The 15,574-nt window shown below is 41.3% G+C and carries 19 protein-coding genes; all 19 read right to left on the reverse strand.

All coding sequences use genetic code 11. The features are described 5' to 3' along the window. Positions 1-26: 26 nt before the first annotated feature. The 19 genes from BQ5903_RS09530 to fliJ all read right to left on the reverse strand — a co-directional run bounded on the left by BQ5903_RS09530 (position 27) and on the right by fliJ (position 15,565). Positions 27-530 carry a chemotaxis protein CheD gene (locus BQ5903_RS09530; protein WP_079579676.1) on the reverse strand — a complete coding sequence of 168 codons (504 nt, stop codon included), beginning with the start codon at positions 528-530 and terminating at the stop codon, positions 27-29. Then, entirely contained in the window at positions 514-1,014 is a 501-nt protein-coding gene (locus tag BQ5903_RS09535) for a chemotaxis protein CheW (protein ID WP_079579411.1), read from the reverse strand. The genes BQ5903_RS09530 and BQ5903_RS09535 overlap by 17 nt, the downstream gene beginning before the upstream one ends. A gap of 43 nt (positions 1,015-1,057) precedes the next feature. Continuing rightward, positions 1,058-2,365 (reverse strand): methyl-accepting chemotaxis protein, encoded by a 1,308-nt coding sequence (locus tag BQ5903_RS09540; protein ID WP_079579412.1) that lies wholly within the window; start codon positions 2,363-2,365, stop codon positions 1,058-1,060. A 107-nt stretch (positions 2,366-2,472) separates the two neighbouring features. Further along, positions 2,473-3,180 carry a cell division ATP-binding protein FtsE gene (locus tag BQ5903_RS09545; protein ID WP_010498204.1) on the reverse strand — a complete coding sequence of 236 codons (708 nt, stop codon included), beginning with the start codon at positions 3,178-3,180 and terminating at the stop codon, positions 2,473-2,475. Between the two features lie 14 nt (positions 3,181-3,194). Further along, positions 3,195-3,950, reverse strand: a complete 756-nt coding sequence (locus BQ5903_RS09550) for a flagellar hook-basal body protein (protein ID WP_056971511.1) — start codon at positions 3,948-3,950, stop codon at positions 3,195-3,197. Positions 3,951-4,054: 104 nt separating this feature from the next. Then, the gene (locus BQ5903_RS09555) at positions 4,055-4,756 is read right to left on the reverse strand and encodes a flagellar hook-basal body complex protein (RefSeq protein ID WP_010498202.1); all 702 of its coding nucleotides are present in this window, start codon (positions 4,754-4,756) and stop codon (positions 4,055-4,057) included. After that, positions 4,749-5,456, reverse strand: coding sequence for a sigma-70 family RNA polymerase sigma factor (locus BQ5903_RS09560; RefSeq protein WP_010498200.1), 708 nt, complete (start codon positions 5,454-5,456; stop codon positions 4,749-4,751). The genes BQ5903_RS09555 and BQ5903_RS09560 overlap by 8 nt, the downstream gene beginning before the upstream one ends. A gap of 178 nt (positions 5,457-5,634) precedes the next feature. After that, a complete protein-coding gene (gene flhA, locus BQ5903_RS09565; protein ID WP_079579413.1) occupies positions 5,635-7,710 on the reverse strand; it encodes a flagellar biosynthesis protein FlhA in 2,076 nt (691 codons plus the stop codon). 50 nt (positions 7,711-7,760) lie between these two features. Then, positions 7,761-8,825, reverse strand: coding sequence for an EscU/YscU/HrcU family type III secretion system export apparatus switch protein (locus tag BQ5903_RS09570; RefSeq protein ID WP_079579414.1), 1,065 nt, complete (start codon positions 8,823-8,825; stop codon positions 7,761-7,763). 23 nt (positions 8,826-8,848) lie between these two features. Next, a complete protein-coding gene (locus tag BQ5903_RS09575; RefSeq protein WP_010498195.1) occupies positions 8,849-9,604 on the reverse strand; it encodes a flagellar biosynthetic protein FliR in 756 nt (251 codons plus the stop codon). 5 nt (positions 9,605-9,609) lie between these two features. Next, positions 9,610-9,873 (reverse strand): flagellar biosynthesis protein FliQ, encoded by a 264-nt coding sequence (gene fliQ / locus BQ5903_RS09580; protein ID WP_010498193.1) that lies wholly within the window; start codon positions 9,871-9,873, stop codon positions 9,610-9,612. Positions 9,874-9,885: 12 nt separating this feature from the next. Further along, complete coding sequence (gene fliP, locus BQ5903_RS09585; RefSeq protein WP_010498191.1) at positions 9,886-10,656, reverse strand: flagellar type III secretion system pore protein FliP; 771 nt, start codon at positions 10,654-10,656, stop codon at positions 9,886-9,888. Continuing rightward, positions 10,656-11,009 carry a flagellar biosynthetic protein FliO gene (locus BQ5903_RS09590; protein WP_010498189.1) on the reverse strand — a complete coding sequence of 118 codons (354 nt, stop codon included), beginning with the start codon at positions 11,007-11,009 and terminating at the stop codon, positions 10,656-10,658. Before BQ5903_RS09590 ends, fliP begins: the two co-directional genes overlap by 1 nt. Before the next feature lie 25 nt (positions 11,010-11,034). Then, positions 11,035-11,541, reverse strand: a complete 507-nt coding sequence (locus tag BQ5903_RS09595) for a flagellar basal body-associated FliL family protein (protein ID WP_010498187.1) — start codon at positions 11,539-11,541, stop codon at positions 11,035-11,037. Continuing rightward, positions 11,528-11,758, reverse strand: a complete 231-nt coding sequence (locus BQ5903_RS09600) for a flagellar FlbD family protein (RefSeq protein ID WP_010498185.1) — start codon at positions 11,756-11,758, stop codon at positions 11,528-11,530. The genes BQ5903_RS09595 and BQ5903_RS09600 overlap by 14 nt, the downstream gene beginning before the upstream one ends. A 334-nt stretch (positions 11,759-12,092) precedes the next feature. After that, entirely contained in the window at positions 12,093-12,932 is an 840-nt protein-coding gene (locus BQ5903_RS09605) for a flagellar hook-basal body complex protein (protein WP_010498183.1), read from the reverse strand. Positions 12,933-12,980: 48 nt separating this feature from the next. Continuing rightward, on the reverse strand, positions 12,981-13,436 hold the full coding sequence (locus BQ5903_RS09610; RefSeq protein ID WP_010498181.1) for a flagellar hook capping FlgD N-terminal domain-containing protein: 456 nt from the start codon (positions 13,434-13,436) through the stop codon (positions 12,981-12,983). 40 nt (positions 13,437-13,476) lie between these two features. Beyond that, a complete protein-coding gene (locus BQ5903_RS09615) occupies positions 13,477-15,096 on the reverse strand; it encodes a flagellar hook-length control protein FliK (RefSeq protein WP_079579415.1) in 1,620 nt (539 codons plus the stop codon). A gap of 40 nt (positions 15,097-15,136) precedes the next feature. Then, positions 15,137-15,565: a flagellar export protein FliJ gene (gene fliJ / locus BQ5903_RS09620; protein WP_079579416.1), complete on the reverse strand. Its 429-nt coding sequence runs from the start codon at positions 15,563-15,565 to the stop codon at positions 15,137-15,139. Positions 15,566-15,574: the final 9 nt, after the last annotated feature.

Below are 15,574 nucleotides of genomic sequence, written 5' to 3' on the forward strand. Positions count from 1 at the left end.
GCTAATTAAAAAACAGTACATAGTTTTTAAATGTATCTATTTTCCTGTCTCACGACCCTGATCAAGGTCGAAAAATCGTTTAAATCGACGACCATGGTCCTTCCGCTGCTGCCGCCCGTATCTTGGCCAACTAACGGGATCTGCAGGCTTGCCAACTGATTTAAAACAGCGTCAACATTTCTCTGACCAATATTAGCTGTCGTGAGGTTGTTTTTAAATCTAAACATATTTGCACCACCAGAGATCTTAGCTTGAAATTTAGCTCGTGGTGCTTTTTGCTTAAGTTCTTTGACCATCAGGGGTAACGCCGTATTGGCATACTTAGCCAAGTTCAAACCTGAAGTCCCGTTCTTTTCAAACGGTTTACTATCAGGGAGCATAATATGACTCAATCCACCGATTTTTGAAACTGGATCATAAACGATCGTTCCAATACAAGAACCTAGCCCCACGGTCATTATTTTATTAGGCGCGTATGAAATTTTATAATCAGAGATTCCTACCCTGGTTTCGTTAGTGTTCTGCAGCATCATCCGTATTCTCTTCTTTTTCTGAATTTTCAGTAATGGAATCTACGGATGAAATGATCTCCTCTTCTTGTGAAGAGTTGAAAAGATAATCTAAGTTCAACTCGATCACTACTTCATCGCCCATCTTCAAAAATTGACTGATATACGGGCGCTTCAGTGATGATCTGTCCAAATCTTTTTCATAATCCGTCTCAGTCAGCGACATGATCCCTACGATCTCCTCGACAAAGATCCCCATCGTCCGTTCGCTCCAATGTGCCAAGATCACCTTAGAGTCCAGCATTGCAGGCGATAATTCGCCGTAAAGCCGCTTACTAAGATCAACGATTGGCAACATCTGTTCTTGATATTCATACACACCTAATACATAGTCTGGCACTTCCGGCAACGAGATAAACTTTTCAGTTTCGATCACTCGTTTAACCATTTCAACTGGCAAAGCAAAAACTTGCTTATGACTTTTAAAAACAACATATTGTCCCATTTTTGTACCCCTCTTTAACTTCTACAACTAAGAATTGACGCTGCTAGTTTTTTAATTTGAAACTGCCGATTTGCAAACGTCTGATCTCATCAGCTTGTTGAAGCTGTTCGACACTTTTTTCGAGTTCTTCGATCAAGGAATAAAAATCATCCAAGTTAGCCGAGACTTCCTGTGTACTTGCAGAAGTTTCAGCGATCTGTGAATCCATTTGCTGAATAGAATTATTGACTGCATCTTTTTTATCTTTGATCTCATCTGCATGTGAACTAACATCGGTTAGGCCATCGCTCAACTGCGTGACATCCTCGGTGATTTGTTCGCTAGCCTTCAGTACACCAGAAATATTCATCTGCTGTTGCTGACTGCCCTTGTATGATGCATCCAGATCAACAGTCATTTTCTTAGACTTAGCACGGATCGATTCGATCAGTTCTCTAATATTAGTGGTTGATTTGCCGGATTGTTCTGCCAGATCACGGACTTCCTCAGCAACGATTGCAAAGCCTTTACCTGCCTCGCCTGCACGAGCCGCCTCTATTGAAGCATTCAAAGCCAACAAATTAGTCTGTTCTGAAATATCATTGATCAACTGCACGATATTGCCAATACTTTGAATATCTTGATTCATCGCCGTCATTTCAGAAACAATCTTCTTTTGACTTTCTGTTTCTTGGTTCCAAGACCGTGAAACTTGGCGCATCATTTCCATGTTTTGAATATTACTTTGCTTTGATTTGTCAGCATAGCTATTCATTTTTTCAATTTTCTGGCGTATCTCTTCAATTTGGTCACCAAAAACATTCATTTGAGCAACTGTACTTTGAGAAGCTGTTGCTTGCTGTCCAGCATTAGTAGCAATAGTCCCCATCGCTTGACGGACACCATCGATCGAACTTTTAGCGTGCGTCGATTTTCCACTTAGATCGTTGACCATTGTTTCCGACTGCTCAGTTTCTTCCTTGATCCCAGTTAATAAAGCTGAAAATGCATTGGCTAAACCAAGCAACTGGTCACGAGTTTTAATAAACATTGGGCTTTGGCCGGGAACTTTGCCGATCTCGTCGATCTGACTGAAATCTCCCTCTACCATCTTACCGACCTGAACAGAAAGTTTTTTTAATCCGCCGGCTTCTCCTCCTGTTACTGCCGTATTTTTATGACCAAATAGTACATACAAGAGATGCAAAGCGACTACAATGACCGCGAGTATCCAAAACCTTCTCATCTCCGCTGTCTGTGCCGAACTTAAAACAAAAGCCCGAAAAACAATTAAAACAATGACTGTCCCTAAAACTGGCAAGAAAGCTACTTCGGAGTTAGCTTTTTTAGCCGTCTTCTTACGTTTTTCCATTTGTTTTCCTTCCCCATATAAAAGATTTGGTATCTGTCATAATACTCACTTAAGCAAAACGACACTCCAATCTGTTATATCGGTTAAAATTTTATTTTTTTAACCGTTTACCAAACATAGACATCTTTTGGATCAGAAAATCTTGAATATCCACCGTCTGGATCATCTCGGATCAGTTCTCCATTTTTTAGTTCCAAAGTTCGATGACGCAAAGAATTAACCATGGTACTGTCATGTGTTGCTAAAATGATCGTTGTCCCCATCTGATTCAGGCGAAAGAAAATTTGCATGATCTCTTTGGCCGACTTAACGTCTAAATTAGCAGTAGGTTCGTCCGCGATAATAACTGGCGGATCATTCAATAACGCACGAGCGATCGCAATTTTCTTTTGTTGCCCGACTGAAAGTTCCTGAGGCAACCGCTCAATAAATAGCATCATTTCGACACTGGTCAATACCTCTGCCATCCGCTCTTCCCACTTTTCAGTGGGGATCTCTAGCGCTGACATACAGGTTTCCATATTTTCTTTGATCGTCAATCGCGGTAAAAAAAGGTCTTTTTGCGAAACGATCCCCAATTGACGGCGTAGTTTGTATATCTGTTCATTTCTCAAATATTCAATTTCAATATTGCCGATCCGGGCTATACCAGAATCAATGGAGCGTTGAGCACTTAAGATCTCAAGTAAAGTTGTTTTCCCAGCCCCACTTGGACCAACTACATAAACAAATTCACCTTGTTCGATCACGCATGAAATATTTTTATTTGCCCAAACATTGCCATATTTTTTTGTTACATTTTTAAGTTCGATCAATTTTTTCTCCTAAATCAGTCGGTAAAGTGGTTGATGGTCTCCATCATTTCATCTGTAGATGAAGCAGCGCGGGCATTCATTTGGTAAGACCTCTGTGCTGTTAATAATTCTGTCATTTGAGTAGCCAGATCTACATTGGAACTTTCAAGAGTTCCTTGCATCACACTACTACCTGCCCCAGCGGCTCTAAAACCGCCATTGGCTAAATACAAGTTATCACCAACTGACACCAATGAATGTGCGTTGTTTGGTTCAAATAAACGTAAAGACCCTAAAACCTGATCACCGGATCTGATCGTTCCGTCTGAAGAAACTTTCAAGTCCCCTGCTGGCCAATTTTGTTCTGGCACCCGCGCGTCAACTGCAACACGATAGCCGTTGCTGGCGATCAAACCACCGTTAGCATCACGATGAAAGTCTCCTGCCTTAGTCAAGTATGTATTACCATCGGGACCAATGATCCCAAAAAAAGCATTGCCGTTAATAGCCATATCAAGTGCACGACCGGTCGTTTCAAATTTTCCGACTTGATCATCGACTCGTGCTCCCGCGGCATTTAGACCAGTATTCGAATCAACTCTTGCATTAGAATTACCAAGTGCACCGTCGCTATTAGTTAAATTATTATTCATCAGCTCATTAAATGAATTGATGATTCCCTTATAGCCTACTGTGTTTGCGTTAGCAATGTTATGTGAAACATTATCCAGATTATTTTGCAAGCCGTTCAAACCTGTTCTGTTAATGGATAAAATAGAATTCAAGTTCATTTTTACTTACTCTCCTCATTTCCTACATGATCTGTTTTCTCAAGCCTATACTAAGTACCATCAAGACTCACTGTACGCCTGAGAAAAATAACAAACTATTTGATCTAGATCCGACCTAGTTGGTTGACTGCCTTATCCAAGGTCGAATTAGTAGCTGATAGCACTTTTTGTTGAGCCTGAAATTGGCGCCCGGTTTCCATTAATGAGACCATCTCATCAGCAGTAGAAACATTAGAATTTTCAAGCATTCCAGCTTGGACCGGCAAATCAATTTGCTGGGCTCCCTGCCCGGTATAAAGCGTTCCGCCGACATTTTGAAGTTGTGCATTTGCTGGGAAAGACACCACCATCAAATTTTGTTGTGCTTGCTGGGCATCAACTGGGCCGCCATTTCGACCTATCACTTGAAAACCTTCTTCAGTGATCAGCTGACCGGCATCATTCACTGAAAAATGACCATCACGCGTATACGCGATTTGCCCATTTCCCATTCTAACGGCAAAAAAGCCATTGCCTTGAACTGCAAAATCCGTTGCCAAGCCTGTCGGTTCAAGCGAGCCTTTTTGCATGTCCAGCGCACTGCCCTGAATTTGATTGCCCCATGTAAAACCGCCAATCTCATGGCGGGTTTCATTTTTGGGACCAGCCTGGTTATTATGTAACTGTGCCTCGTTCATTGTTGCTTCAAACAAATTTTTTTGCAGGTAGCCAGGTGTCTTGATATTAGCGATGTTACTGCTAATATTTTCTTGTTGAGCTTGCAAAACATTAAAACTATGTCTTAAAGTATCAATTCCTCTAATCATCATTTTCCTCCATAAATCCTTTTAGTTTTCCAACTGCACGCCCATGGATCTGTGAAACGCGTGCAATAGAAACGTCTAAGACCAAACTAATTTCTTTAAGTGTCATTTCCTGTTCGTAATACAAACTCAAAACTAATTGTTCTCTTTCAGAAAGCTTGCTGATCGCCGCTGCCAACTCCTGTTTCATTTCTGTTTCCAACAAATGTGCTTGTGCATCGCCCGTTTTTTTATCACGAAAGATCTCTTGTCTGCTAGGCGATTGTTCTGCTGAAAACAAGACATCCTCCAAAGAGATACTAGCCATATAATGCAAGCTATCATAAATATCGTTCAGCTTTTTCTGATTGATTTGGAGCTTACTGCATAATTCTTTGTCAGTAGCTTCTCGTTTCAATTCTTGCTCTAATTCCTGCTTAGCCCGATAATAGCGAGTCAAATTGTCAAATTTATAACGAGACAACCGACCGTGACTGCGGATCTCATCAATGATGGTCCCACGGATCCGTACATAAGCATAACTTTCAAATGGTACTTTCTTTTGTGGATCAAATTTCTTAAGTGCATCGATCAAGCCGATCACTCCAGTATTGAAGAGATCTTCGTAGTCATAATCGGAGCTTTTAACAGTGATCCGAGCGACGACCTTTTCAACTAAAGGCAAATATTTGATAACTTGATCTTCCATATTCATCTCATACAAGAAAAAAGCTCCTTTCTGAAAATACCGGGTGAAGTAATTGTCTTCTATCCTTGTTCCTGCAAATATGTGTTGCAAATTGGAATGTGATGCTTACTTTGGCATAGTTTGTCTCACAAATCAGAATGTAACGCGTACTCTGGCCAGCTATCTTCAACACGCCTTCCCACAGAGTGCCTTCCTAAAATTGCAACTGCCCGACTGCCTCGATCCCGATTTCATTTGGGATCTCATTTAACGACAAAATTGCCAAATCTGGGAAGTTAAACGACAACAACTTTCTAAACGCAGTTCTAGTCTGTGGATTTGTCAAAAGGACAAAGGAAATATTTTCCACCAGCATTTTTTGATTCAGCTGAGTGATCGCATCCAACATCTTATTGACCGTATCCGGCTGCAAAACAGGATACGAACCAGTTGCTGTTTTTTTAATACTCTGTGCAACCATTTCTTCAATTTTGGGATGCACAGTAACGGCATAAATTTTGTTATCTTCACCGACATACTTGTTGGCAATTGTTCTTCTTAATGCTTGGCGAACGTATTCTGTCAGCGTTTCGGTATCTTTGGTGACGGTCCCATAATCTGCCAGAGTTTCTAAGATAGTTGATAAATCATTGATCGGTACCTTTTCTTCCAACAAATTCTGGAGGACCTTTTCAACTTCTCCTAAGCGTAAAATATCTGGGATCAATTCATCGATCACAACGTTGCTTTGTTGCTTAATGCCTTCCAATAATTGCTTAACTTCTTGGCGTCCCAAAAGTTCAGGAGCATGTGAGTAAATAACTTCCTTCAAATGAGTGGCGATAACAGTCAAAGGTTCGATAACTGTGAATCCTTGCAGGTCAGCCGCTTCTTTATCACTTTCATTGATCCACATCGCTTCTAAATGAAAGGCTGGTTCCACGGCTTGGATGCCATTAAACGGGATCTCATCCCCAGTCGGACTAAAGATCATGTATTTATCAGGATAAATATCACCCGTGCCGACCTCATTGCCCTTGATCTTGATAGAATAATTATTTGCATCCAGGTACAAGTTATCTCGGATCCTCACTGGACTGACCAAGATCCCTAATTCATGAGCAGTTTGTTTACGTAAAGCAATGATCCGGCTCATCAAACTATTGTCGATCGAACTATCGACCAGCGGTATCAGTGCATAACCAATTTCGATCGCTAAAGTTTCGACTTGGAAATCGGCTACATCTTCGTCTTCTTGGACATCTTTTTTCTTTTGTAAAGCCAAAGTCTGTTTTCGTTGTTGCTCTTCCTTAACTTTCTTAGCATCCTGTTGTTTGATCAGGAAGCTAACACCAAGTAGGGCTAACCCCATAACCATAAAGGGAATAAACGGAAAACCGGGGACAAGGGATAAAACCATTAAGATCCCCGCTACGATCCGGAATATTTGCGGATTGCGCAACGCATCTTCAGCAATATCTTTACCAAACGTACTATCATTATCAGAGCGAGTAACAATAATACCTGAGGCAATTGAGATCAATAGTGAAGGGATCGAACTGACCAAGCCATCACCGATCGACAGCTTGCCAAACTGTGATAAAGCTTCCATTGCGCTGAGATCACCTTTCATAGTAAAGATGATCGTTCCACCGATCAGATTGACTAAAACAATGACGATCCCCGCAATGGCATCACCTTTAACGAACTTGCTGGCACCATCCATCGAACCATAAAAATCTGCTTCACGTTGCAGGTCTTCCCGTCGTTTTCTAGCCTGCTTTTCATCGATCAAACCCGAGTTCAGATCCGAATCAATCGCCATCTGTTTCCCTGGCATAGCATCCAAGGTGAAACGTGCCGACACTTCTGAAACACGGCCGGAACCGTTAGTCACAACGACCAACTGCACGATCATGATGATCACGAACAAGATGATCCCAACAATATAGTTTTTCCCTGCCACAACGTCAGCAAAGGCGGCAATAACATGTCCCCCATCACCTTGTGTTAGGATCGCACGAGTCGATGACATGTTTAAACCTAACTTGAACATCGTTGTGATCAAAAGTAAGGTTGGAAAAGTAGTAAATTCCAAGACTGAGTGAGTAAACATGGTGATCAATAATATGTTCATGGCGATCGCCATGTTGATGGTTATAAAAAAATCCAAGACTGGCAGCGGAAGCGGAATGATGATCAAACCAATGATACTGACCACCAAAAGTGAAACGATCAGGTCAGCTGGTCTGAGTGCATTCTTCTTAGCTGCTTTTTGCTTGTTTTTCATCAGTTACTCTCTCTCCTATCAACTCAAATCCGGTTCAACTTTAACCAGACTTATATTTTATACTTAGCTTCTTCATCCAACCGGTAGAGCAAAGCGATCAAATCAGCGACTGGCTCAAAAAACTCTTCCGGAATGAATTCTCCTGCCTCGATCTTGGGATAAATTGCTCTTGCCAGCGGTTTATTCTCAATGATCGGTACATCATTTTTTCTGGCTTCTTCTTTCATTTTCATGGCGACCTCATCAGCTCCTTTAGCAAGCAGCTGTGGGACTGGTGTTTCTGTCTTATCATACTTGATTGCCAACGCTAAATGAGTCGGGTTCGCCAAAACGACTGTCGCATCTTTAACTTGGGCGATCGAGTTCCGGACCATCGCCTGATACTTAGCTTTCCGCTGCGCTTTGACCTTCGGATCGCCTTCCATTTGTTTCATTTCTTCTTTGATCTCTTGTTTAGTCATCTTCAATTTCTTAGTCCGACTGAAACTTTGATAGGCAAAATCTGCCAACCCCAAAACCAACAAAACCAAGGCAATCTGCATCCCTAGTTCTTTACAAAAATTGAGAATAAAAAACAAGATCTTGGCAGGACCAACAGAACCAGCATTTAAAATGTCACGTAACGTAGATATGTATTTGCGATAACACAGATATGCGATCAGTAAGAACTTTGCCAGCGTTTTTCCCAGGTTGACTATCGCATCCAGACTAAACATCCTTTTGAAACCACTTAAAGGGTTCAAACGTTTGAAATCAGGCTTTAATGGTTTAGCCGTAAATAAAAAACCAATTTGCACAAAATTCCCCAAAAAACTGATCAAATAACCGACGACCAAGAATGGTGCTGCCACGATCAAAACCATTAAGATCGCCTGCAAGCCAACCTTAGGCAGGTCTGCGTATAAGACCTGGTAGTTATCCAACTGCTCGATAAAGCCTGTCATATAAGGAAAAAACTTGCCTAATCCAAATTGCCAAGCAGGAATAAAGATAAACGAAAAGGTCAATAAAGCCAAAGCAGCTGTTAAGTCTGGACTTCTAGCAACATTTCCCTTCTTGCGCGCATCTCTTTTACGCTTAGGGGTCGGTTTTTCAGTTTTACCATCTTTATCCATGAAATAACCTTTCCTTTATCAGACTATGCCTGACCTACCGAACGCAGGAACTCGACTAGATACTCATATGACTGTGGGATTATCTTTCCCAACAATTCCACGACATTTGGCAGCATGATCAAAAAGATGATCATTCCTACAGTAGATTTAAGAGACAAACTTAACATCAGCACGTTCATTTGCGGCACAGACCGTGACAAGATCCCCAATACAATATCGATCACCATCACAGCAATGATCAAAGGTGCAGCAACATTAAAAGCCATGGCAAGGGTCTTACTAGTCAAAATGACCACACCCTTAACACTTGCATTCGTCAAAGTGGCGGTTCCTAAAGGAACAATCGTAAAAGATAGCATCACAGCGCGAAACAATTCCAGATGCAAATTTAACATGAAGAAAACTGCCAGTGCCAACCAGTAGTACATCCGACCAAATTGTGAACTGGAAACTTCCATTGTCCTGTCATAAGCCTGGCCCATCGAAAAACCATTTTGAAAATCGATCAGGGAACCCGCCATGATCACAGCTTGAAAAACCAGTTGACTAACATAGCCCATGGCAAGCCCCAATAAAGTCTCCTTTAAAGCCACCAAAGCGAAGATAACCACACTCATCGCCTTGACCTTACCAACTAAAGGAATGGCAGCAACCACCAAACTCCCCCCAACGATCAGCTTAGCAGTATTAGGAAAACTTCTTTGTGATAAAATCGGCGCTGTGACCATAAAAGAAAATATCCGGCAAATCACCAAACTAACTAATTGTACTTCGGCCACTGACGTCACATCCCCGAGATCAAGCGGAAGATATATTCCGTGAATTCTTTTAGCGTTGTGATCATAAAGTTTCCAGCCAAGATCAGGGTCACAAAAATTGCGACCAACTTAGGGACAAAACTCAAAGTTTGTTCTTGAATCTGGGTCGTAGCTTGAAAGATACTAATGACCAAACCAACGACCATCGCAACTATCACGATTGGACCTGAAACTACTAAGATTCTGATCACCGCTTCACGCATGACCGTCAAGACTAATGAAACAGACATTAAGCTCCCCCTCTAACTGAAACTATGAACCAACGATTCGACTAACAAGTACCAGCCATCTACCATCACGAATAATAATAATTTAAACGGCAATGAGATCATAACCGGCGACAGCATGATCATCCCCATCGCCATCAGCACACTCGAGACGACCATATCTATGATCAAAAACGGGATAAATATCAAAAAGCCAATACTAAAGGCTGTCCGCAGCTCACTAATAATAAAAGCCGGAGTAAGTGTCGTTAGCGGAACTGACTCCACATTTTTATAGCGATGCTTGTCTTTAGAAACATCTAAGAACAATTTGACATCTTTTTTTCGAGTTTCTTTTCCCATAAATTCCTTAAGCCTGACCTCTGAACGGTTGAATGCTTGTTTTTCAGTGATCTCCTGCCGACTATAAGGTTGGATCGCTTCTTTATAGATATCTGTATAAACAGGCTTCATCGTAAACAGGGTCAAAAACAAAGCCAAGCCAAGCAAAACTTGATTTGGTGGGTTTTGCTGCGTTCCTAAGGCACTTCTAGTAAATGAAAGGACCATGATGATCCGTGTAAAAGATGTCATCATGACTAACAACAGCGGGACCACGGATAAAATCGTCATCATCACAAACACATTAACGATCTGCGACGAATTTCCGCTCTGTCCACTATTGATCAAATCAGTAATGCCACGAGAAACATCATTGAGGCCAGCTGCATGCACTGAAACTGGTCGGAACAAGCAAGCCGTTAAGGACAACCCGCTCAGTATTTTACTTTGCTTTTTCGTAGTCATTACTTCTTTCTCTTATTCTGCAGCTTGATCGTCTTTTGCTTGAGAATGGCCGCAAAATCTATTTTTTCACTCGCTTGATCATCTGAACTGGTAAATAATTGCTCAACCTCTTCTTTTGATAACTCAGAGATCACCGTACTGCCTTGTTCTGCCAAGCTCATCAAGTAATAGCGCTCGATGACTTGCACGATCCCAAGTGCGGAAGTTTTTGAAACTGGGATTTTCTTGATAACTCGAAATTGCCGATCCTGTGGAGCAACGAATTTCTGTAAGTATTTTAAAAATAAGTTGATCAAAACGATCACGATAATTAATCCAACCACCATTTTGATCAACGACAACGTTAACTCCATTTGAATACTCCTCGTATGATTTAACTTATTGGATCACAAAATCTGTTACATAAACTTCTTGCACTATTGAACTGCCATAATTTTTATTAATAGCCTCTTTGACTTGTTCTTTGACCTCATCGATACTTTGATTATTTTTCAATAAATCTGCGGCCCTTTTTGGTTTCAAAACACGGATCATGCTGTCACGCACTAAAGGCATGTCTTTTTTTAATGCTTTTGCTTGATCATCGTCAGCCACTAACAAAGAGACCTTTAAGCGTAAATATTGTGGATCAGCTGCATCATCCGTTGCCAAATTAACAATAAACTTTTTGACGTTTACCAGACGCTGTCTTTTAGAAATGGCAGCTCCTGTTTTCACTTTTTCAGCTTTAGGTTTTGCGTCTTGACTATTAAAGTACTTGCCGGAAATGATCGTGCCGGCAGCACTAGCCCCAAATGCTAAAACGACTACTAAAACAATAAGCAATCCCCATTTGATGCCACCTGCTTTAGTTTCAGTTGTTTCTACTTCTTCATTCTTCTTCATTGTTTCCCTCGTTATTCCCTTCAAAAAGATTCTCACCAGAAAAAATTCGGTGACGATATTCTATGATCGCTTCCCTAATTTCAAACGCTGTATCTCTAACTACCAGCGTTTTCCCATCGACAAGCGTGATCACTGTATCTGGGGTTTCATCAATTCGATAGATCAAATCTGGGTTCAAATAAAATTCTTTTCCTTTAAATGAAGTTAACAAAATCATGAACCTGCCCCCTATTATTTATCCTGTACATAAAATAAAAATTTTACCTTACAGGTTCTTTTTCCCCTTTTGATCAAATTGCTGCGCTCACTATTCTAGGACAGCTCCTCAAGCCAGGACTTTCCGTCTAACCAACTTCCACACACAATGCTAAAAAACGCATTATGGCCTAGAAGTCCGTTAGTACTCGAGTCCTACCCGGCTTACCTCGCTCACTATCTAGCTCCTCAACGCAGGAATCTGCGCCTATCCAGTTTAAACATCACGGTGCCAAAAACGCACCATGATGTCTAAACCCGATATTGCTCGTCTCCTAACCGCGTTGTTTCGCTCACTATCTCTTTAGGTTGATCAATTCTTGCAACATCTCGTCTGACGTTGTGATACTCCTTGCATTGGCCTGATATGCTCTGCTTGTAACGATCATGTCAGAGAATTCTTGCGCTAAGTCAACGTTAGAATCTTCCAATGTCCCTGCTAATAAAGTGTTGGTCCCATCTGTACCAGGTACTAAATTATTGGCATTACCAGAATCCTGTGATATTTCATAAGTGCTGTTACCGATCTTGCTTAAGCCGGCTGGATTACTGAACGTAGCAATCGACACTGTACCGATCACTTCATCTTCCGCGCCATAACGCGCAGTAACTTTGCCATCAGGACCGATTGAAACGTGACCTTCAACTAACTTTTCACCAGCTGCATTTTGAGCTGGTACTGTAATTGGAGTTAACGCTCCGCCTTCCTGTCCGGGAGCATAGCCCATCACACGTAAACCATCAGCATTAGTCAAGTTGCCATTAGCATCGATCTTCAAAGCACCGTTACGTGAATAAACCTGACCATTATTACCATCTCGCTCAAATACTAAAAACCCGCTACCATTGATATATAAGTCCAAAGCACGGCCAGTCGTGTTTTGAATACCTTGACCCATGTCTGTATCGATCGCACCGACCTGAACCCCAAGTCCAACTTGCTTACCATCAATACCGCCAACGGTTGCACGTGGTCCTGAAGCATTCGCAGTTGTCTGACTTAAAATATCTGAAAAGTTAGCACGGCTTGACTTGAAGCCGATCGTGTTCGCATTAGCAATGTTGTTGGAAATAACATCCAACCTGGTTTGTTGACTCTTCATTCCTGAAACACCTGAATACAATGAACGTAACATTTAAAATTCCTCCTATTTGTGTAGCATCTTTTTAAATTTTGCTATTTTTTAATCTTTTGGTTCTCTAACTTCTTTGATGGCACCCATTTCATATTCCGTACCGTTGACGGTCAGCTTGGCAATACCGCCAGTAAAGTTGACTTTATCAACTCTTCCTTGCTTTTCATTGCTTTGTTCATCAACAACTGTGACATCCTTGCCCATTAAATTGAAAGCTTGTTGTTGCTGCCCTAAAAGCAAAGAATTATTCATCATTGTCGACATATTATTTAATTCCTGTAAGGTAGCAAATTGTGCCATTTGTGAAATATAATCTGTACCACTGCTATTGGAATCTCCATCTCCGGTCATGGAAGGGTTAGACATTGATGTCGCTAAGATCTTCAAAAAATCATCCATTGAAAGTCCCAAAGCATTTTTAGCAGCATCGTTTTGTGAAGTACTTTTTGTTATCTCACTCGAACTGCCAAGACTGTTTGCTTGTACACCGCTTAAATTGTCCATGAAATATATTCCTCCTTTGATCACGCATACTCTGGGCCGCTCAAACCAACAAACTGATCGTTCCGTGCTTGATTTGTTCTTCGCCTGGCAAATGTTCTTCACTGACCACTTGTGTCCTCGTCTTGTGCGAACGTGCAAATCGGCCTTGCTGTTCTTGCTCATTTTGCATGAAATCACCAGCTGGACCATCTCGCTGCTCGCCTAAAAGTTCAGAAGTTTCCGCCGTTTGTCTCACAGTTTCAACTTGTTTCAATGTTTTAGTCGTTGGATCAAGCTGCAGCTGCTCCATGATCTGCTCTAATTTATGTGTGCTTTTTTGTAACATATCACGTGCAGTACTATCTTGAACTTCAAATTCTAGGCTGACTGCCTGTTCATTCGTCTTTACCGCAACTTTCATCTCACCCAGATTAGCCGGTTTCAAATTAAAAACTATGCTCTGGGTATTGCCCTTACTGGATAACAAGCTTTTCTCAACTACTGGAGTAAGTGCTTTTTGCAAATTTCTCACGACCTGCTCGACCGGTCTAGTTATCGTTGTTACTTTTTGCCCCACATTAGCTTGCGTAACTGTCGCGCTTTTTTGTTCAACTACGCTTACCATACCCGTTCTATCTGTAAGCTCACTAAAATCTATGATTTCAGCTGCTTGTTTTTGTCCTGCTAGCGAAGCTTTCGTACCGATCAAGATTTTTGAACTAACTGATAAAGTTTCCGCTGACTGTTTTAGCGACGATACTGAAAGCTCGTCTGCCATCGCTGCAACTTCAGGTGATGTTTTAATTTCTTGTTTACCCAGCTGCCCTGCTTTAGAAACTAACGGGCTCTCAATGATCTTTGTAGGTTGAACCGACTCAACTTCCAGATCAGTCTGCTGAGCAGCTTCCTGCTTGATCTTTGTGTCCGAACTCACAACCAGATTTATTGTCGAGTTAGATTCTTGAATAGCCTGGCTTTCACCAGCTGACTTAGAAGTTACCATACTAACAAAGTTTGCTATCTGTTCCTTCAAGGTCGCTTGCTGGGTTGCAGACATTTCATCCAAGTCAATTACGCTTTGTGCCGGATTTTCGCCAAATTGCTCGGTTTGTTGTGGTGCAACGTCATTGTCTGCAATAATTTCGACTATCGGTCCTGCCTTGGCTTGCTTTAAGTCTAGTGGAGGAGCAGCATCCTTAGGTAATTTTTCATTTTTTCCGGCGTTATCATTTTCTTGGAGCGGTTCGACTGCTTCTGATTGGTCATGCTCGATCTCTAGTAAAATATTTTGCTTTTTCAAATGATCGCTACTGCTAACTAATTCCTTGAGTCCTTCCAGCAAATCAGGCGATATTTGGACTTTTCCTTGCTTGACCAAGTCATCCAAAGAAACTGTACCGTTTACTAACTGTTGGAACGTTTTCGAGTCAATTTGCAAGACTTGCTCTAGCTCTTTTTTTGTTTGCGAATCAGTAGTTTTAATATGTATGTTAAGCATGGCTTTAGAAGTCTCTAGTCGATTTTTAGCCTTTTTTTGTCTGAAACCTTTATCATCATTAACCGCAATTTCCGGCTTATCTTGTGCTAAAAAAGCCTGAAATTTCCCCGTTTGTTTTTTGGTTGGCTTGGCTTTAGCAACCTGCAAACCAGCAATTTTCTTACCTGTAACTACCTTTTGCATTTCATTGTCCTCCTTTCAAACCCTTGCTTTAACGTCAAGGTCAAGCGATATTTACATTTTGTTGTGGCCGGTGAAAATCATCCAACTGCTTTTGTTCCTCACGGGCTAGCTCCTTTTGATATTGTGCAAGCTGCTTTGTTTTAAGCCGCTCTAATATTTTCCGTTGTTTCTGTGTTTCGATCAATTCACTGCGAATTTGCTCTTTTTGTGCTTGCAACCCCAACAGTTGATCGTGACAAATCATGATCTGGTCGTTAAGAGCTTGAATATAGCGTCGTGTGACTTGCATTCTGCTAACTGAAAATTGTGGAGTTTCCATCATGCTGTCTTTTTCTTGCATGACTTGATCCAATTCAGTATTTTTCTCGTTTTCCAGGCGGTTGACTTCAGCAAAATGCCCCTTGACCTGGTCTTCAACTTGCAAACGATATTCCAGCACTTTTTGTAATGAAAAATTAAATTCTTCCATCCCTGATCT

It is taken from the genome of Ligilactobacillus acidipiscis (assembly GCF_900116935.1).
In the GTDB taxonomy this organism is placed as follows: domain Bacteria; phylum Bacillota; class Bacilli; order Lactobacillales; family Lactobacillaceae; genus Ligilactobacillus; species Ligilactobacillus acidipiscis.